General features: G+C 60.7%; 14 protein-coding genes and 4 pseudogenes. 10 read left to right on the top strand and 8 right to left on the bottom strand.

All coding sequences use genetic code 11. From position 1 onward, the window contains the following. The first annotated feature begins 57 nt into the window (after positions 1–57). Positions 58–982 (top strand): annotated as a pseudogene (locus AC0L4F_RS08445) (LysR family transcriptional regulator). 246 nt (positions 983–1,228) lie between these two features. Here AC0L4F_RS08445 and uraH read toward each other — a convergent pair. Then, a pseudogene (gene uraH, locus AC0L4F_RS08440) lies at positions 1,229–1,584 on the bottom strand (hydroxyisourate hydrolase). 177 nt (positions 1,585–1,761) lie between these two features. On the opposite strand from uraH, the pseudogene puuE reads away from it, so the two are divergent. The 3 genes and pseudogenes from puuE (at position 1,762) to AC0L4F_RS08425 (ending at position 5,137) form a co-directional block, all read left to right on the top strand. Next, positions 1,762–3,178: pseudogene (gene puuE, locus AC0L4F_RS08435) on the top strand (allantoinase PuuE). After that, complete coding sequence (locus AC0L4F_RS08430; RefSeq protein ID WP_244687318.1) at positions 3,175–3,663, top strand: ureidoglycolate lyase; 489 nt, start codon at positions 3,175–3,177, stop codon at positions 3,661–3,663. Before puuE ends, AC0L4F_RS08430 begins: the two are co-directional and overlap by 4 nt. A gap of 58 nt (positions 3,664–3,721) precedes the next feature. Further along, the gene (locus AC0L4F_RS08425; protein ID WP_244687316.1) at positions 3,722–5,137 is read left to right on the top strand and encodes a uracil-xanthine permease family protein; all 1,416 of its coding nucleotides are present in this window, start codon (positions 3,722–3,724) and stop codon (positions 5,135–5,137) included. A gap of 185 nt (positions 5,138–5,322) precedes the next feature. On the opposite strand, the gene AC0L4F_RS08420 is transcribed toward AC0L4F_RS08425, so the two are convergent. The 5 genes from AC0L4F_RS08420 to bhcA form a co-directional block, all read right to left on the bottom strand. Next, a complete protein-coding gene (locus AC0L4F_RS08420) occupies positions 5,323–6,297 on the bottom strand; it encodes a type I glyceraldehyde-3-phosphate dehydrogenase (protein WP_244687314.1) in 975 nt (324 codons plus the stop codon). A gap of 81 nt (positions 6,298–6,378) precedes the next feature. Next, entirely contained in the window at positions 6,379–7,374 is a 996-nt protein-coding gene (gene bhcD / locus AC0L4F_RS08415) for an iminosuccinate reductase BhcD (protein ID WP_244687312.1), read from the bottom strand. 88 nt (positions 7,375–7,462) lie between these two features. Continuing rightward, on the bottom strand, positions 7,463–8,626 hold the full coding sequence (gene bhcC / locus AC0L4F_RS08410; protein WP_244687310.1) for a 3-hydroxy-D-aspartate aldolase BhcC: 1,164 nt from the start codon (positions 8,624–8,626) through the stop codon (positions 7,463–7,465). Between the two features lie 25 nt (positions 8,627–8,651). Continuing rightward, entirely contained in the window at positions 8,652–9,620 is a 969-nt protein-coding gene (bhcB, locus tag AC0L4F_RS08405) for a beta-hydroxyaspartate dehydratase BhcB (RefSeq protein WP_244687307.1), read from the bottom strand. Further along, the gene (gene bhcA / locus AC0L4F_RS08400; RefSeq protein ID WP_244687305.1) at positions 9,620–10,810 is read right to left on the bottom strand and encodes an L-aspartate--glyoxylate aminotransferase BhcA; all 1,191 of its coding nucleotides are present in this window, start codon (positions 10,808–10,810) and stop codon (positions 9,620–9,622) included. The genes bhcB and bhcA overlap by 1 nt, the downstream gene beginning before the upstream one ends. Before the next feature lie 166 nt (positions 10,811–10,976). Here bhcA and bhcR point away from each other — a divergent pair, with 166 nt between their 5' ends. The 5 genes from bhcR (at position 10,977) to ccmI (ending at position 16,123) form a co-directional block, all read left to right on the top strand. After that, entirely contained in the window at positions 10,977–11,807 is an 831-nt protein-coding gene (bhcR, locus tag AC0L4F_RS08395; protein ID WP_244687303.1) for an HTH-type transcriptional regulator BhcR, read from the top strand. A gap of 130 nt (positions 11,808–11,937) precedes the next feature. Next, positions 11,938–13,929, top strand: coding sequence for a heme lyase CcmF/NrfE family subunit (locus AC0L4F_RS08390; protein WP_244687301.1), 1,992 nt, complete (start codon positions 11,938–11,940; stop codon positions 13,927–13,929). A gap of 5 nt (positions 13,930–13,934) precedes the next feature. Next, a complete protein-coding gene (locus AC0L4F_RS08385; RefSeq protein ID WP_244687299.1) occupies positions 13,935–14,495 on the top strand; it encodes a DsbE family thiol:disulfide interchange protein in 561 nt (186 codons plus the stop codon). After that, on the top strand, positions 14,492–14,971 hold the full coding sequence (locus AC0L4F_RS08380; protein ID WP_473446234.1) for a cytochrome c-type biogenesis protein: 480 nt from the start codon (positions 14,492–14,494) through the stop codon (positions 14,969–14,971). Before AC0L4F_RS08385 ends, AC0L4F_RS08380 begins: the two co-directional genes overlap by 4 nt. 3 nt (positions 14,972–14,974) lie before the next feature. Beyond that, positions 14,975–16,123, top strand: a complete 1,149-nt coding sequence (gene ccmI / locus AC0L4F_RS08375) for a c-type cytochrome biogenesis protein CcmI (protein ID WP_244687296.1) — start codon at positions 14,975–14,977, stop codon at positions 16,121–16,123. 130 nt (positions 16,124–16,253) lie between these two features. Here the strand turns inward: ccmI and AC0L4F_RS08370 are convergent, their stop codons facing one another. Then, positions 16,254–17,342 carry a protein-disulfide reductase DsbD family protein gene (locus AC0L4F_RS08370; protein WP_244687294.1) on the bottom strand — a complete coding sequence of 363 codons (1,089 nt, stop codon included), beginning with the start codon at positions 17,340–17,342 and terminating at the stop codon, positions 16,254–16,256. 244 nt (positions 17,343–17,586) lie between these two features. On the opposite strand from AC0L4F_RS08370, the gene AC0L4F_RS08365 reads away from it, so the two are divergent. After that, positions 17,587–17,892, top strand: a complete 306-nt coding sequence (locus tag AC0L4F_RS08365; RefSeq protein WP_244687292.1) for a hypothetical protein — start codon at positions 17,587–17,589, stop codon at positions 17,890–17,892. Here the strand turns inward: AC0L4F_RS08365 and AC0L4F_RS08360 are convergent. After that, positions 17,884–18,279, bottom strand: a pseudogene (locus AC0L4F_RS08360) (protein-disulfide reductase DsbD domain-containing protein); the annotation flags it as partial. The gene AC0L4F_RS08365 and the pseudogene AC0L4F_RS08360 sit on opposite strands and share 9 nt — an antisense overlap. Positions 18,280–18,354: the final 75 nt, after the last annotated feature.

Raw genomic sequence — 18,354 nt, 5'->3', positions numbered from 1 at the left:
GCTTGGTTGTTCGTGTATTGCAGAGAAAAACACACCTGCATCAAAAAAAGCCGAACAATGTCCTATTTCGACAATATCCGTACCTTTGTCCGTGTCTATGATCTTGGCTCTATGTCGGCGGCAGGGCGCGATTTGCGTATTTCTCCGGCAGTGACATCGGCGCGGATTTCACAACTTGAGCAACATCTGAACGTGCGGCTGTTCCAGCGCACCACCCGGTCCCTGACCCCAACCGAACAGGGGCGGGCGTTTTATGGTGGTGCGATTTCCGTGCTCGAGGCCGTCGATCATGCCGAGGCCCAGGTCAGCTCGATCACCGAAAACCCCAAAGGTGTGTTGCATATCGCAGCGCCCTTGGGCGTCGGGCGGCGGTTGATTGCCCCGGTGGTGCCGGAATTTGCCGCGGCCTATCCATTGATCGACATTCGCCTGCGGCTGACTGATCGCAATGTCGATCTCACAGCCGAGGGTCTGGATGTGGCGTTTTTCCTTGGTCAGCCCGAGGGATTCGACGCTGCGGATTCGCAAGGTGGCGGATTGCAAACGGGTGATCTGCGCCGCGCCAAGCTATATCGCCGCGCGCGGAATGCCGGAAAGCGGCGAGGCATTGGTCAAGGACAGGCACAATTGCCTGAACCTGCGCTATCCCGGTGCGCCCGAATTTCAATGGCGCTTGCAGACTGACAACGGGGTCCAGCGCTTTCGTGTCGGCGGGCGGTTCGAATCGGATGATGGCGATGTCCTGACAGATTGGGCGCTGACCGGGCAGGGCGTGGTCCTGAAACCGGTGTTCGAAGTCGCCGACCACCTCAGATCCGGGGCTCTGGTGCCGGTGGCACAGGCCAACCCACCGGAAGATATTCAAATGGCGTTTCTATTCACCCATCGCCGTCATCAGGACCCCAAGACGCGGCTTTTCATCGAATTCATGGTCGACCGTCTGGCCGCCTCGGTTCGACAAACGGAAAGCGCCGCCATTTAGCGCCGCAATGCGGGGGCGCGCGCTTTTGCCTTTCATCTGACCAGAAATATCCCGGGGGGTTTGAGGGGCTGGCCCCCCATCTTACCTGTGGTTTGGGGGGCTGGCCCCCCATCTTACCTGTGGTTTGGGGGGCTGGCCCCCATCACACCTGCGGTTTGGGGGGCTGGCCCTCCATCTGGCCGACTCATCCGCTACGGCAACCGAAGGCCCCAAGCGTCGACATCGCCCCCAACGCACAGCGGCGGATCAGCTGCCGCGATAGGTCGAATAGCCAAACGGCGACAACAGCAATGGCACATGGTAATGCGCCGCCGCGTCGTCCATGCCAAAGCGCAGCGGGATCTGATCAAGGAACAAGATCTCCTCGGTGACCTGACCGCTGTTGCGCAGGTAATCCCCGGCAAAGAACACCAATTCATAAGTGCCGGTCTTGAACTTGTCCGCCGGCAAATCGGGGCATCGGTGCGGCCATCGGCGTTGGTCACGGTCTCGGCAATTTTCTTGTGGGAATTGCCCGACACCCGGTAAAGCGCAATCTTTATGCCTTCGGCAGGACAACCGCGTGCCGTGTCAAGGATATGGGTGGTCAGATAGCCGGTCATGTGAAACTCCTGTCTGTGCTGGGCCAAGCCCGGACTGTGCAACCTTGCGCCCGTTTCTTTCTTGTGCCCGTTACTTCGGCCAAAGGAAAACCCCGAGTTCTGAACAGTGCTTCAAAAACTATTTGGTAATCTTCGGGATTGTTCTGAATTATCGTTATCTAAACTCTGGAGGCAGATGTGAATAGATACCCCCGCGACATGATTGGTTATGGCCCCCGCGCCCCCGAGGCTCAATGGCCCGGAAATGCCAAAGTGGCTGTACAATTTGTATTGAACTACGAAGAAGGCGGCGAAAACAACGTCCTGCATGGGGATGCCGCGTCAGAGGCTTTTCTGTCGGACATTCCCGGCGCCGCCATGTGGCCGGGCCAGCGCCACTGGAACATGGAATCGATTTACGAATACGGCGCACGTGCCGGGTTCTGGCGTTTGCATCGCCTGTTCACCGGCGCGGCGATCCCGGTGACCATTTATGGCGTGGCGTCGGCGCTGGCACGGTCACCGGAACAGGTGGCCGCGATGAAGTCCGCCGGATGGGAGATCGCCAGTCACGGGCTCAAATGGGTTGAGCACAAGGACATGCCCGAAGCAGAGGAACGCGCAGCGATTGCCGAAGCGATCCGCCTGCATACCGAGGTCGTGGGCGAGGCCCCGCGCGGCTGGTACACCGGTCGTTGCAGTGAAAACACCGTGCGGCTGGCGGCGGAAACCGGGCAATTCGACTATATTTCCGACACTTATGACGATGATTTGCCGTATTGGCGCGAATATGGCGACCGCGATCAATTGATCATTCCCTATACGCTGGAAGCGAACGATATGCGGTTCGCCACCGCGCCGGGCTGGGTCACGGGCGAAGATTTTGGCAGCTACCTGAAAGACGCCTTTGATACGCTTTATGCCGAAGGGCAGGCCAGGCGCGCCAAAGATGATGTCGATCGGGTTGCATTGTCGTTTGGTGGGGCGTCCGGGAAAAATTGCGGCGCTGAAGCGGTTTATTGATTATATTCAGGGCTTTGGTGATGTCTGGTGCCCGACACGGGCCGAGATCGCGGCGCATTGGATCGAAACCCATCCGCACAAGCGCTGGAACCGGCCCAGTGCAATGACGCGTGCGGATTTCGTTTCGACATTTGGTGGCGTGTTCGAACATTCGCCCTGGATCGCCGAGGGCGCTTTTGATCTGGAGCTTGGCCCGGCCCATGACACGGCGCGCGGTGTTCACAACGCCCTGTGCCGCATTTTCCGCAGCGCTGACGAAGATCTCCGCCTTGGCGTCTTGACCGCGCACCCCGATCTGGCTGGCAAACTCGCCGCGGCGGGACGGTTGACCGCTGAAAGCACCTCGGAACAGGCCGGTGCGGGGCTTGATATGCTGACCGATCAGGAACGGGAACGTTTTACCAAGTTGAATGACGATTACGTCGCCAAACACGGGTTCCCTTTCATTATCGCGGTGCGCGATCACGACAAGGCGTCGATCATGGCGGCCTTTGAGCGCCGGATCGGCAATGACCGCACCACCGAATTTGCCGAGGCCTGCCGCCAGGTTGAACGCATTGCCGAATTCCGTCTGCTGGACCTGTTGCCATGACCAAGCCGATCATGATCGAACCTTTGGGCGCGGCGGAATTCGCGCCCTATGGCGATGTGCTGGATTGTTCTGGCGCGCCGGACAAGCTGATCAATCAAGGGCTCTGCGGGCGCTTTCATGACCGTGCGCAACTGGATTTTTCGGACGGGACGGCGGGCCTCAGCCTTTTTCAGGCCGAGCTGCGCCAACTGCCGCTTGAACTGGACATGATGGAGCGGCATCCGCTGGGATCCCAAGCTTTCATTCCGATGTCAGAACACGCATTTCTTGTCATTGTCGCCAAAGATCTGGGCGGTTGCCCAGATAATCCGCGTGCCTTTCGCACGGAACCCGGTCAGGCAATCAACTTTCATCGCAACACATGGCACGGAGTCCTGACACCGATCGCAGGATCGGGGACGTTTGCCGTAGTGGATCGCATCGGCGCTGGCGAGAATCTGGAAGAGCATTGGTTCGACACCCCATACCAGGTGGTGGCGGGCTGAATATCCGGGCCGTCAGGAGGAGAAACGGCCCATCCGACAGCTATATGGGGAGAAGTTCATGGCTGATTCATCTATCGGGACCGCAGCGCAGCTGCGCGATCCCAATTACACACCGCCGCTGGCCAAAGCGGTGCCGCTGGGCATCCAACATGTGTTGGCGATGTTCGTGTCGAACGTGACGCCGGCAATTATCGTTTGCGGCGCAGCGGGGTTCGGCTTTGGCTCGAACTCGCCTGATTTTCCGCAAATGATCTACATGATTCAGATGTCGATGTTCTTTGCCGGTTTGGCGACGCTGATCCAGACCATCGGTTTTGGCCCTGTCGGGGCGAAACTGCCGATTGTACAGGGCACATCCTTTGCCTTTCTGCCGGTCATGATTCCGCTGGTCGCGGGCAAAGGTGTGGATGCGGTTGCTGTGCTGATGGGCGGTATCCTGGTCGGTGGTTTGTTCCATGCCGTATTGGGTTTGTTTATTGGCAAGATCCGTTTTGCGCTGCCGCCGCTTGTCACCGGATTGGTGGTGACAATGATCGGTCTGGCACTGGTCAAGGTGGGCATTCAATATGCGGCCGGGGGCGTGCCGGCCATTGGCACACCGGAATACGGGTCGGCGCTGAACTGGTTTGTTGCCTCGGTGGTGATCCTGGTCACTCTGGGCCTCAAGTTCTTTGCACGGGGCATGATTTCGATCTCTGCCGTGCTGCTGGGTTTGATTGCGGGCTATATCGTGGCCTGGGTGTTCGGGATGGTGAATTTTGGCAATGTCGGCAATGCCGCCAGCTTTGCGCTGCCGAACCCGCTGCATTTCGGGCTTGAATTTTCGGTGGCGGCGATTGTCGGCTTTTGCCTGATGTCCTTTGTTTCCGCAGTGGAAACAGTGGGCGACGTGTCCGGCATCACCAAAGGCGGCGCCGGACGCGAAGCCACGGACGAAGAGATCCAGGGCGCAACCTTTGCTGATGGTTTGGGAACGGCGGTTTCCGGTCTGTTTGGCGCGCTGCCCAACACATCGTTTTCGCAAAACGTCGGCCTGATCGCGATGACCGGCGTGATGAGCCGCCATGTGGTGACCATTGGTGGCATCTTCTTGATCGTCTGCGGTCTGGTGCCAAAAATCGGCGCCATCATCTCGACCGTACCGATCGAGGTGCTGGGCGGCGGTGTGATCGTGATGTTCGGCATGGTGGTCTCTGCGGGTATTTCCATGTTGTCCGATGTGCATTGGAACCGGCGCAACATGGTCATCTTTGCGATTGCCCTGTCGCTGGGCCTTGGCTTGCAGCTTGAACCGGGCGCTTTGCAGCATTTGCCGGGCACGCTCAAAATTCTGGCGACATCGGGCATCCTGCCCGCGGCATTGATTGCGATTGTTCTGAACCTCGTTCTGCCAGTGGAACTGGCGGATAAGTCTACCGAAGAGGTGTCGGGTGGTCTGTCCGGCGGTGGAAAGGGCTCCATTCCCGGTGAATGAACCAGATGAGGGTGCGCAGTAAATGCGCACCCGACATTGACCCCGGGTGCGCGTCTGCGTGCCCGGGGTTTTTGTTGAGAGACCGAGAAGAGATTTTCGCCTCCGGCGGGCGTATTTGAAAAGAGAAGAAGCCGAGGCCGAGCGAGCTTCTTCTCTTTCTAAATACGCAAAATCCGACCGTTGGATCAGCGCATCCGGCGCGCCATGTCGATCATACGGGCGGAAAAGCCCCATTCGTTGTCGTACCACCCAAAAATGCGCAGCACACCACCGAGCGAGACGGATGTTTCGCGCCCCGCCACGATCAGGCTTTCCGGTCTGCCGCGCAGATCGGTCGAAACCAGCGGCAGATCTGTATAGCCGAACAACGTCGGATCGGCGGATTGGATCATGCCGTTCAATGTCTCTGCCGTGATTGGATCGCGGGTTTGAACGGTCAGGTCGATGGCAGAGACACTGGCCGTGGGCACGCGAATGGCGCGGGCTTCGATCCGGCCCGCCAGATGCGGCAGGACAGTGCCAATCAACCGACCGGCCGAGGTTGTGGTCGGCACCATCGACAGCGCCGCCGCGCGCGAGCGCACCAGATCGCCACGCGGTGCATCCACCGTCGGCTGGGATCCAGTATAGCAATGCACGGTGGTCATATGGCCGGATTGAACGCCGGCGGCCTCGTCCAGCAGCCGCAGCAGCGGGGCGAGGGCATTGGTGGTGCAAGAGGCATTGGACAGGATTTTCTGATCGGCCAGGATGTCGTGATTGGCGCCGAGGACAATTGTGTCTTCTGCGGCGGGGGATGGCCCGGAAATCAGGATGCGCTCCGCCCCTGCGGTCAAGCCGCGCTCTGCGATCATTTGGGTTTGGGCTTTGCCGGTGCATTCGAGAACGATGTCGACGCCGGCAAGATCCAGCGTCGAAATATCCTCGGCATGGGTCATGGCAATTTTGCGGCCCGCGGCATTCAATGCGCCATCACGCCCGGTCACGCCGCCGGGGAAGGGGCCAAAGACGCTGTCATAACCAAAGAGATAGGCGCAGCTGTCCAGCGGGGCGATATCATTGATCCCGACAATGTCGATATCGGCATGTTCGGTCAGGATGATACGCGTAATTGTGCGGCCGATCCGGCCAAATCCGTTGATGAAAATGCGGAGAGTCATGGTCGCGCGCTCCTTTGGTGCTGTGCTACGAGACTTAGAACAGGAGCGCGCGGTTATGCCAGAGGTGGCAGCAGAATTCGATCAAATTTCGATTTGCTGCGCCACGCCGTGGTCCAGCGCCAGTTTGACCGCGGCCTGCGCCACTGCCAGATCCTGAAGCCCGACACCGGTGCCATCGAACAGGGTGATTTCCTCGTCCGATGTGCGCCCGGGATGGGTGCCATTGATCACCGCGCCGATTTGGGTGATGTCGCTTTCGGCAATAAGACCGGCCGCAATTGCATGTTGTGCCTCGCCGATGCTGATCGACTGGGCGATTTCATCGGTAAACACCGTGGCGCGTTGCAGCAGTTCCGGGGCGACCTCTTGTTTGCCTTTGGTGTCGGTGCCCATGCAGGCGATATGGGTGCCGGGCGCGATATGGGTCTCATTGGCGATGGCGGCAAAGCTGGAGGTGATCGAGATGATCACATCCGCCGCGCGCAGCCCGTCCAGTTCCACCGCTTCGAATGGCAGACCGGCCTCTTGCGCGACTTTTTCCAGATTGGGCAGCATTTCCGGGTGCAGGTTCCAGCCGATGACCTTCTCGAAATTGCGATGCTTCAGTGCCGTGCGCAGTTGGAATGTCGCCTGATGGCCGGCGCCGATCATGCCGATGACGCGGGCGTCGCGGCGCGCCAGATGCGCAATCGAGACCGAGGATGCGGCGGCGGTGCGCAGCGCGGTCAGCAGGTTGCCACCGACCATGGCGGTCGGCTTGCCGGTGTCGGGATCGAACAGAAAGACCGTCGACTGGTGGTTGATGATGCCATGGGTGGCGAGGTTGTTGGGCCAATAGCCACCGGCCTTCAGCCCCAGCGCCATGCCGGCACGGTCAAACCCGCCCTTGAAGCCATAAAGCGCATCTTCGTGGCCAATCGCTTCGCGCACCACGGGGAAATTATAGGCGTCATCGCGTCCCATGGCGGCAAAGACCTGTTCGACGGCGGTAAAGGCGGCTTCGGGGGTGATCAGACCGGCAATCTCGGCTTCGGGGACGATGGTGAGGGTGGTTGTCTTGGTCATGTCGAGGCTCATCAGAGTATCCTGTTTACGGGGCGCCCATCGGCCCGGTGCCGGGCACTCTTCGCGAAGAATGCCCGGAAGGGCTTGATCAGCGGGTGTGTCAGTAGGCGCGGCCGCGGGCCGAGACCGGCCAGACGCATTCAACCTTGCCGTTGCGCACACCGACGTACCAATCGTGCACATTGGCGGTCGGGTCGCAGTGGCCGGGCACCAGTTTCAGCTTTTCACCGACCGTCAGCGCGCCCGAGGGGTCCGCAATGACGCCGTGTTCATCGGAACATTTGACGTATTCCACATCCGTGCGGCCAAAGATCACCGGCAATCCGCTGTCCACCGATTGCGCTTTCAGACCGGCGTCACAGATCGCCTTGTCGGCCTTGGCGTGACTGATCACCTGGGTCAGGATGAAAAACGCGTTTTCCCATTCGCCCTGGTCGATGCGCTTGCCGTCCTTGTCGAGGATACGACCGTAATCGGCATCCATGAAGGCGTAAGAACCGCATTGCAACTCGTTGTAAACGCCGGAATTGCTTTCGAAATAATACGATCCTGTACCGCCGCCCGACACCAGATCGCAGGCGATGCCCGCGGCTTTCAGCCCCTCAACCGCATCCTTGACCTGTGCGATGGCGATGTTCAGCTTTTCCTCGCGTGCTTCATAGCTGTCGAGGTGCTGCATCGCGCCCTGATAGGCCTGTATGCCGGTGAATGTCAGCCCCGCGGCGGCGTCGATGGCCTTGGCAATCTCGACCACGGCCGGTGTGGTGGTCACGCCGCAGCGGCCCGCACCACAGTCGATCTCGACAAGGCATTCGATCTCGGTGCCATGCTTTTGCGCCGCTGCCGAAAGCTCTGATACATTGGCGAGGTCATCCACACAGACAATCGTGCGGGCCCCCAGTTTCGGCAGGCGCGCCAGACGGTCGATCTTGGCCAGGTCGCGCACCTGGTTGGACACCAGAACATCCTTGATGCCGCCACGGGCAAAGACCTCGGCCTCGGACACTTTTTGACAACAGACGCCAACCGCGCCGCCCAGGGTTTCCTGCAATTTGGCGACGTCCACCGATTTATGCATCTTGCCATGCACCCGGTGGCGCATGCCATGGGCGGTTGCGTAATCGCCCATCTTCTTGATGTTGCGTTCCAGCGCGTCGAGATCCAGCACCAGCGCCGGGGTCTGGATGTCGGCGGCGTCCATGCCGGGTTTGGCGGGGATGTCAAAGCCGACTTCGAATTGGTCGAGTTGGTCCATGTCTTTCATGTCCTTGCTCCTTTTGCGGCGGCGATCAGCCGGTAATCCATGGCAGTTTGTTCAAATCGACGTTGCCGCCGGTGACAATCACACCGATGCGTTTGCCGGTAAACCGGTCGCGGTTTTTCAGGATGGTGGCCAACGGCACGGCGCTGGACGGTTCCATCACGATTTTCATCCGCTGCCAGATCAGGCGCATCGCATCAATGATCTCTTGTTCGCTGGCGGTCAGGATGTCGCTGACGTGACTGGACACGAAATGCCATGTCAGATCCTTCAGCGGTACTTTCAGTCCATCCGCCACCGTATCGGGCGCGTCGTCGGCGATGATATGCCCGGCGTGAAAGCTGCGATAGGCATCATCGGCCTGTTCCGGTTCTGCGGCGATGATGGCGGTGTCGGGCGCCAACGTCGACAGGGTCAGACAGGTGCCCGAGATCATGCCACCCCCGCCAATGGGGGCCACCACCATATCAAGGTATCCGGTCTGGTCGATCAATTCGCGTGAACATGTGCCCTGACCGGCAATGACGCGGGGGTCATTATAGGGGTGGACGAAATTCGCGCCGGTTTCGGCCTGAACCTCGGCAAAGACCGCTTCGCGCGACGAAGTCGATGGCTCACATTCCGTGATGATGCCGCCATAGCCGCGCACGGCGGCCTTTTTGGCCTCGGGCGCGGTGCGGGGCATGACCACGTGGCAGGGAATGCCGCGACGACCGGCGGCATAGGACAGCGACAGCGCGTGATTGCCCGAGGAATGCGTGGCCACACCTTTGGCCGCTTCATCCTCGGACAGGCCGAACACCGCATTGGACGCGCCGCGCACCTTGAAGGCGCCGGCCTTTTGAAAGTTTTCGCATTTAAAGAACAGCTCGGCGCCGGTCAGCTCGTTCAGATAGGTCGAGGTCAGAACCGGCGTGCGGTGGATATGCGGCGCAATCCTATCATGCGCCGCCAACATGTCGTCGTAGGTCGGGATATACATTGTCGTATCCTTCATCACGCGGCCTTTTGCGCCGCTGCGGCGCGGTGGCTGCGGTAGTAATCCTGTGCTGCCGCAACGCCAGAGCCAAGGTTGATGTTCAGACCCAGATCCGCCATGCACATTTCCGCCGTCGCAATGCCGGACAGCGCCATGACATCGGTGAGCGATCCAAGGTGACCAATGCGGAACACCTTGCCTGCGACCTCGCCCAGACCGGTGCCAAAGGCGACGCCATAGGTATCAGCGGCATGGGTGACGATGTCGGTGGCGTTGAACCCGTCGGGCGTGCGAATGGCGCTGACGCTGTCGGAATAGAGATCCGGCGAAGCGGCGCAAAGCTCCAGCCCCCAGGCAGACACCGCGCGGCGCACGCCTTCGGCAATGCGATGATGGCGGGCAAAGACGTTTTCCAAGCCTTCATCGAGCAGCATCTTGCAGGATTTATTCAACCCGTTCAGCAGCCCGACCGGCGGCGTATAGGGAAAACCGCCGCCTGCATTGGTCTTGCCCATGTCGCGGATGTCAAAGAAGGTCCGGGGCAATCTTGCGCCTTCGACTGCCGCTAGCGCCTTGGGTGAAAAGCCGGTGATGGCCAGGCCGGGCGGCAGCATGAACCCCTTTTGCGAGCCGGTGACGGCGATATCGACGCCCCAATCGTCAAAGCGGAAATCCATCGACGCGATGGAGGACACACCATCGACAAGCAAAAGAGCGGGGTGAGACGCCGCATCAAGTGCGGCGCGGACGCCCGCGATGTCAGAGCGCACACCGGTCGCGGTCTCATTATGGGTCGCCAGAACGGCCTTGATTTCATGGCCTTTGTCGGCGGCCAGCGCGGCCTCGAACTTGTCCGTTGGAATGCCTTCGCCCCATGGGGTGTCAACGATCTGCACATCCAACCCGTGACGCTGACACATGTCGATCCAACGGTGCGAGAACATGCCATTGCGCGCGGCAAGGATCTTGTCACCGGGGCTGAGCGTATTGGTCAGCGCGGTTTCCCAACCGCCGGTGCCGGTGGAGGGGAAGATGAACACCTCGGCCTCTTGCGATTTCAGGATCTGACGCACGGCGGCACGGGCCGGGTGCAGGATGTCGCCAAACAGCGCCGACCGGTGATCGAGTGTCGGCATGTCACAGGCGCGGCGCAGATGTTCCGGCATATTGGTCGGGCCGGGAATGAAAACGGGGTTCTGGAAGCTCATCTGTCTTTCCTCCTTATCGGGTTTGGTTGGAGGTTACGTTGGGGGTCGCGAGAGCTCAATTTTTTTGAAATCGTTTTTCAAAATTCCAATTTGCAGTAAAAATTTATTATTGCCAATGCGTTGCTATTTTTCATATGCTGAATGCGTATTTCAAAAGAGAAGAAGAATGGCCGAAGAAACCCCGAGAAAACGCGGCCGCCCGCGTGGTTGGCAGGACAAGACCGAACAGAACACCATCAAATCCCTGGACCGGGCGTTGGAGGTTTTGGTCGCCTTGGGCCAGCATCAGGGGATCACGCTCAGCGTTCTGGCCGAGGAGTTGGATCAATCGCCTGCCACGCTGTACCGGGTGTTGGTGACCTTGCAGGGCCGGGGATTTGCCGAATTCGACGATGCGGCGCAAAGCTGGGCGGTGGGCGCGGGGGCCTTTTTGGCGGGGGCGGCGTTTTTGCGGCGGACGTCGCTTGCTGAACGTGCCCGTCCCATCATGCGCACCTTGATGGAGGACACCGGAGAGACGGCAAATCTTGGTATCGCACGCGGGGATCAGGTCATGTTTCTCAGCCAGGTAGAGACTCATGAGACCATTCGCGCTTTCTTTCCCCCGGGGACATTGTCGCCGCTGCATGCGTCGGGGATTGGCAAGGCGTTGCTGTCGCGCTGGTCCGATGACCGGCTCACGGCCTATCTGGAGCGTACCCGGCGCGAGGTGTTTACCGAGCATACCCTGGTCGAGGCGGCGGCGCTGCGCGCCGATCTGACCCTGTCGGCGCAGCGGGGATATGCGGTGGATGCCGAGGAAAAGGCCCTTGGAATGCGCTGTATTGCGGCGCCGGTATTTGATATTCACGGCGAGGCCGTCGCAGGCATTTCGGTGTCCGGCCCCAGCGTGCGCCTGCCGCTGGAGCGGATTGCAGAGATTGGTCACAAGGTGGCCGAAGCAGCGCTGGCCCTGTCAGAGGCCACAGGCGGCGTGCGGTTTCAAACCAGCAAGTGAGCCGGTGCCGCGGCCCAAATCCGGGGGGTGCGGCGAAATGCGGGGCGACATGGCGAAAAGGTGACTTAAAACTTCATGTGTGAGGCGCTAGGACTTCTGGTCTATGATATGGTGACCCATTGGAGGCCGCATGATCCCGGAACTTGGACAATTTGCATTGGCATTGGCAATGGCCATCGCCCTGGTGCAATCCGTCGTGCCCATGATTGGCGCGGCACGCGGCAATCTGGTGTGGATGCGCAGCGCGCAGTCGACGGCGCTGGGGCAGCTTCTGTTTGTCGGGGTGGCCTTTGGCGCGCTGATGTGGGCCTTTGTGGTCAGTGATTTCACCGTGGTGAATGTGGCCGAAAACTCCAATTCACTGAAACCGATGTTGTTCAAGGTCGCCGCGACCTGGGGGTCGCATGAGGGGTCATTGTTGCTCTGGACGCTGATCCTGACATTGTTCGGGGCGGGCGTGGCGATGTTCGGGTCGAACATTCCCCATGCGCTGCGGGCGCGGACATTGGCGGTGCAGGCGTGGATTTCGCTGGGTTTCCTCAGCTTCATGTTGTTCACATCGAACCCGTTTTTGCGGATTTCGCCGCCGCCGGTGGATGGCAATGACCTGAACCCGTTGTTGCAAGACGTCGGATTGGCGATGCATCCGCCGCTGTTGTATATCGGCTATGTCGGGTTCTCGATTGTGTTTTCCTTTGCCGTTGCGGCCCTGATCGAGGGCCGGGTTGATGCGGCCTGGGCGCGCTGGGTGCGGCCCTGGACATTGGCGGCCTGGGTGTCGTTGACCGCCGGTCTCGCACTGGGGTCCTGGTGGGCCTATTACGAGCTCGGCTGGGGCGGCTGGTGGTTTTGGGATCCGGTGGAAAACGTCGCCTTCATGCCCTGGCTGTTGGGCACAGCGCTGTTGCATTCCGCCATCGTGACCGAAAAACGCGGTGCGTTCAAAAGCTGGACCATCCTGTTGGCGATCCTGACATTTTCGCTGTCACTGCTGGGGACGTTCATCGTGCGCTCTGGTCTCTTGACCTCGGTGCATGCTTTTGCGGTCGACCCGGAGCGGGGGATTTACATCCTGGCGCTGTTGGGCGTGTCGATTGGTGGTTCCTTGACCTTGTTCGCGGCGCGGGCACCGTCGATGGAGGGCGGCGGATTGTTCGCCCCGGTCAGCCGTGAGGGTGGCTTGCTGATCAACAATCTGTTGTTGGCGACGGCCTGTGGCACGGTGCTGTTTGGCACGCTGTATCCGCTGTTTCTTGAGGCCGTGACCGGCGACAAGATCTCGGTCGGGCCGCCGTTTTTCAACGCCTCTTTTGTGCCGATCATGATGCCCTTGCTGTTGGTCATGGGCTTCGGGCCGTTCCTGACGTGGAAACGGGCCGATCTGCGGGGAATTTCCCAGCGGCTCTGGATGGTGGCGGCCGTGGCGGCGGTGGCCGCACTGGTGCTGTGGTATCTGGTGACCAAGGGGCCGGTGCTGGCGATTTTGGCTTTTGGACTTGGGATCTGGCTGTTTCTGGCCACGCTTCAGGATTGGGGCGCGCGGATCAAATTGTTTCGCGCACCATTCTCCGAGAGCCTGCGCCGGGCCCGCAACCTGCCGCGTGCCAGCCATGGCATGACCATGGCCCATCTCGGGTTGGCGGTTTGTATCTTTGGCTTTGTCGGATCTTCGGCCTGGAAAGAAGAGATTGTGACCTTTGCCGAACCGGGCACCGAGGTGCAGATTGCCGGGTTTGACATTCGCTTTGCCAAGGTCGAAAGCGTGCCGGGGCCGAATTACACCGCCTTTCGCGCAACGCTGGTGGTCAATCGTGCCGGGGCCTTTGTGCAGAATCTCTATCCCGAACGGCGGATCTATCCGGTGGCGCAATCGACCACCACCGAAAGTTCCATTCGCCACACCCTCGCCGGTGATCTTTACGCCGCGATTTCCGAACCTGCGGCCGAGACTGCCGGCGATGTCTGGACGCTTCGGGTGATCTATGAGCCGCTGGTGAATTTCATCTGGCTTGGCTCTTTCATGCTGGTGCTGGGCGGGGCTTTGTCGTTAAGCGATCGACGTCTGAGGGTCGGCGCGCCACGTCGCGCCAAAATGCCTGAAATGGCGCAACCTGCGGAGTGAAAAAGATGCAACGTGTTCTGGTGATGCTGCCGGTTGCGGTGGTGATTGTGATTGGCGGTTTCTTTCTTTGGGGGTTGAACCCGGATCGCGATCCCAATGCCATCCCGTCGGCCCTGGTATCCCATCCGGCGCCGGCCTTTGAGCTGGATGCCGTCGATGGTGTGGATGTGCCGGGTTTGAAAACCGCGGATCTGGCTGCGGCGGGCGAGCCCGTGCTGGTCAATGTCTTTGCCTCCTGGTGTGTACCTTGCCGGGCCGAGCACAAGGTGCTGACGCGGCTGGCCGCGAGTGAGGGTTTTCCGCTTTTCGGTATAAACTACAAGGACAAGCCCGAGGCCGCCCGTGATTGGCTGAACGAGCTGGGAAATCCCTATCAACGGATCGGGTCGGATCTGTCCGGGCGTGCCGGGATCGAATGGGGAATTTCCGGGGTGCCTGAAAGCTTCCTTGTGAATGCCGAAGGCACGGTGGTCTGGCGCTATGTCGGGCCGATTGCCAGCGCACAGGCCCAGGATGAATTGCGCGACGCCCTTGCTGCTGCGCGGGCGGCGGGTGCGGGATCGTGAGACAGGTTCTTGCTGTCTGTCTGATCGCATTGGCCAGTGTTGCAGCGGCGGTGGAGCCGGACGAGATCCTTGACGATCCGGCATTGGAGGCGCGCGCGCGCGACATTTCCCGCGATATCCGCTGTGTCGTTTGTCAGAACGAACCGATTGACAGTTCGAACGCCGGGGTGGCGCGCGATCTGCGCATCCTGATCCGCGAGCGGTTGGTCGCGGGGGATAGCGATGCCGAGGTGGTGCAATATCTGGTGGATCGCTACGGTGATTACGTGTTGTTCAAGCCGCCGTTCAAACCCACGACCTATGCATTATGGCTGGCGCCGTTTGCGCTTTTGGGGTTGGGGGGCATGGCTGCGGCGTCGGCGTTGCGACGTCGCAAGGCGGGCACGGCCCCCGAGGGACTTAGCCCAGAGGACGAGGCAAAAGTCGGTGAATTGATGGCGCGTTTTGACGCCGAGATGGACAAGAAAGACACCTGAGGCATGAATTTCTGGATACCCGCCGCGCTGATGGCGATTTTGGCCGGTTTGATCATCCTTTTGCCGCTGTGGCGGCGTGGCACGGCGCAGGTCGGGCACCGCGAAGGGGCCTTGGCCATCTTTGTCGACCAGTTGAAAGAGGTCGATGCGGAACGTGTGCGCGGTGTGATTTCCCCGCAGGAGGCCGAGGCCGCAGCACTGGAAATCAAACGGCGCATGTTGGCGGTGGAACGTCAGGGCGGCGATGGTGGCAAGATCAGAACCGGCGGCACGGCGGCGCTTTTTGTGATGGCCGTCATGGTGCCGTTGCTGGCGGGGGGCGTTTATCTGGCGACAGGCGCGCCCGGTATTTCCAGCCAACCGTTTGCCGAACGTGCGGCGGAACGGGGCGAGGATCAAAAGATTGTCGAACTTGCAGAGCGTCTGAAAGCCCGCCTTCAAGCCGATGAAAGTGGCGGGCCGATCGAGGGCTGGGAGCTTTTGGCCCAGACCTATATGCAGATGGGCCGGTATCAGGACGCGGTTGCGGCGCTGGCGGAAATCCTTGATCGCCCTGACACCCGTGCAGGCCATGTGACGCAATACGCCGAAGCCTTGATTGCGGCGGCTGATGGCATTGTGACGCAATCGGCGGCGGCAGCGATTGACCGCGCGCTGGACATGGATGTGCTGAACCCGGCGGCGATTTTCTATAAGGCGCAATGGCTGGAACAGGACGGTCAGGTGACAGAGGCGCGTGCGCTGTTGGTGTTGCGGTTGTCCCAGGAGGAAACCGCGCAGCCCTGGATGGAATATTTCATCCGCGAGATCAACCGCATCAGCACCACCACCGGAGACGCGGCGGTAGCAATGTCTGACTTTGTGACAGTACGGGGTCCAAGCGCCGACGACGTGGCCGCCGCAGCAGAGATGACAGCCGATGATCGGGCGGATTTCATCCAATCGATGGTGGCCGGTTTGGCAGAGCGCTTGCAGGAGACGCCGGAGGATCTTGACGGCTGGCTACAGCTTGGGCGGGCCTATGGCGTGCTGGGGCAATCTGACAAGGCGCTGGAGGCTTATCGCGCCGCAGAGGGTCTGTTGTCGACCCTGGCGGCGGAGGATCCCCGCCATGCGATCGTGGCGCAGGGTTTGGCAGCAAACGGCGGCTGAAGCGATTGTTGTCGGGGCGGGAATGAGGGGCCAGCCCCTCACACTCCCCGGGATATTTGATCCAGGAGAAAGACTGGTCAAGCGAAAGACTGGTCAGGAGAAAGACAGGTCAGGCGAATGACAAAAGACGTCAACCGCCGGCTTTTTCGATGGCTTGGAATATCGCCTTGGCGCTGAGGAGTTCCGGCAGGGCGATCCCGGTCGGCGCGGCGGGGCCGTAGACCGCGTTGAACGGGATGCCGTAGCGGTTGAACTCAGCCAGATATTCGGAAATCGCCGGGTCAGGGCGGGTCCAGTCTGCCTGCATGGCGATGATGTCGCCAGAGGTCAGCAGGCTGGCGACCTCGCCCCGTTCCAGGACCAGTGATTTGTTGGCCTTGCAGGTCAGGCACCAATCCGCAGTCACGTCGACAAAGACGATCTTGCCATTTGCGATATGGTCACGGATATCGGCGGTGTCGAAGGGCGCCCAGTTGGCTGCGGTCGGGGTGTCGGATTGCGGCGCGGCGGGGCGCAGAGCAGGCAGGCCAACGGCGATCACAGCCAGGGCCGCGACCCAAACGGCCCGCCGGGGCAGGCGGATGGGCAGGATCAGAATTGCCAGGATCATTGCCACCAACAGCGCGGTGATGGCCGCATTGGCCAGCCCGGCGACATTGGCCAGCACCAGGAACAGCCAGGCCGCCGTCAGGGCCAGCAATCCCGCCATCACGGCCTTGACCACCAGCATCCAGCGCCCCGGTTTGGGCAGGACAGCCACACAGCCGGGCATTGCCGCGACCGCGAGGTAAGGCAGGGCAAGACCGATGCCAAGCGCGGTAAAGATCACCGCAATATCCAACCCGCCGCCCGCCATGGCAAAAGCCACGGCAGTGCCGAGAAACGGCGCGGAACAGGGGGTTGCCAGCACCGCAGCAAAGGCACCGGTGGCGAAATCGCCCAAGTGGCCATGGCCCCCGACACTGGCCAAATGGGTTTGCAGCCCCGAAGGCAGGCTCAGGGTGAACGCGCCAAACAGTTTGGCGGAAAACAGCACCAGAATGACAATCATCAATGTCAGGAATACCGGGCTTTGAAATTGCAGACCCCAGCCGACGGCATGGCCCATGGATTGCAGACCCCAGGTCGCCGCCGCCAGAGCCCAGAAAAAGGTCAGCACGCCAAACGCCGCCCAGAGAAAGCCTGCCCGGATCTGTGCCGGGGAGATCGGATTTGCCAATCGCAGCCGCCAGTTTCAGCGACAGAACCGGCAAGACGCAGGGCATGACATTCAGGATCAGACCGCCCAGAACCGCGATCAACGCCATGGCCCAGAGACCCCGTCCAGCCTGGGGGGCGGCGGGCAGCGTGTCGGTCAGCGGGGCGGGCAGAGTCCCGGCAAAGCGACCGTCGGTCACGGTCAGGGTCAGCTCGGCATTCGGGTCCGCCGCATATAGCAGTGGGATTTCCGCCCAGAGCCGGGTTTGATCGGCATCGAGCCGGACAATGGGTTTGCCGAAAACCGCGCCTTCCAATTCCGGAAAGACATCCGGCGTGCGAAAGCCGAGATCACGGTGCAGGGCCACCGTCAGATGGGTCTGCGACAGATGGGCCGCTTCGAGGGACATGTTGGTGGCTGCGCCCTCTGCCGGGACTTTGCTCAGGGCTGCGGCAATCGTTTCAGCGGCCTCGGCGTCAATTCCGGTGTCGTTTGGCAGGGTCAGGGTCAGGGTGAAATCTTCGGGAATGCAGATCTCTTTGCAGACCAGCAAGCGCACGCGGGAGGTTAAGGTGGCGGGGGCCCCGGGACGATCCAGCGTGATGCGAATGGGGAAAACGACCTGATCGCCGTAGCCAAAGTTTTCGATATCAAATGCGGTAAAACGCGTCGGAGCCGGGAATTGTAATTCAGCTGTGGCCAGATTTTGCGCCTGATCCCAGTCAAGTTCCGGTGGCAGGCCGACCTCGCCCGGTGAGCGCCAGTAGGTCTTCCACCCGTCTTGCATTTTCACAACCAGACCGGCGGACAGCGTCCCGGCATCCGGGGCGACGCCCTGTTCGGCGGTGATCAACTGTGCGGTCAGGGCTGGGGCCTCGTAGATGTCGGATTGTGCGGCCCGTGCCGTCACCGGCAGGGCAAGCAAAAGCACAGCGATCAAAAGGCGTAAAAGCTGCATTTGGGCTCCTTCCCGACGGGGTGCCGGGGTGTGCTCTGTATGCGCTTTTCACCGGGTCAGGTCGAGAGGGGCAGG

Source organism: Marinovum sp. J2-8 (assembly GCF_055808435.1).
The sequence above is the reverse complement of the archived record's forward strand: the minus strand, read 5'-3'. Positions and strand labels throughout refer to the sequence as shown.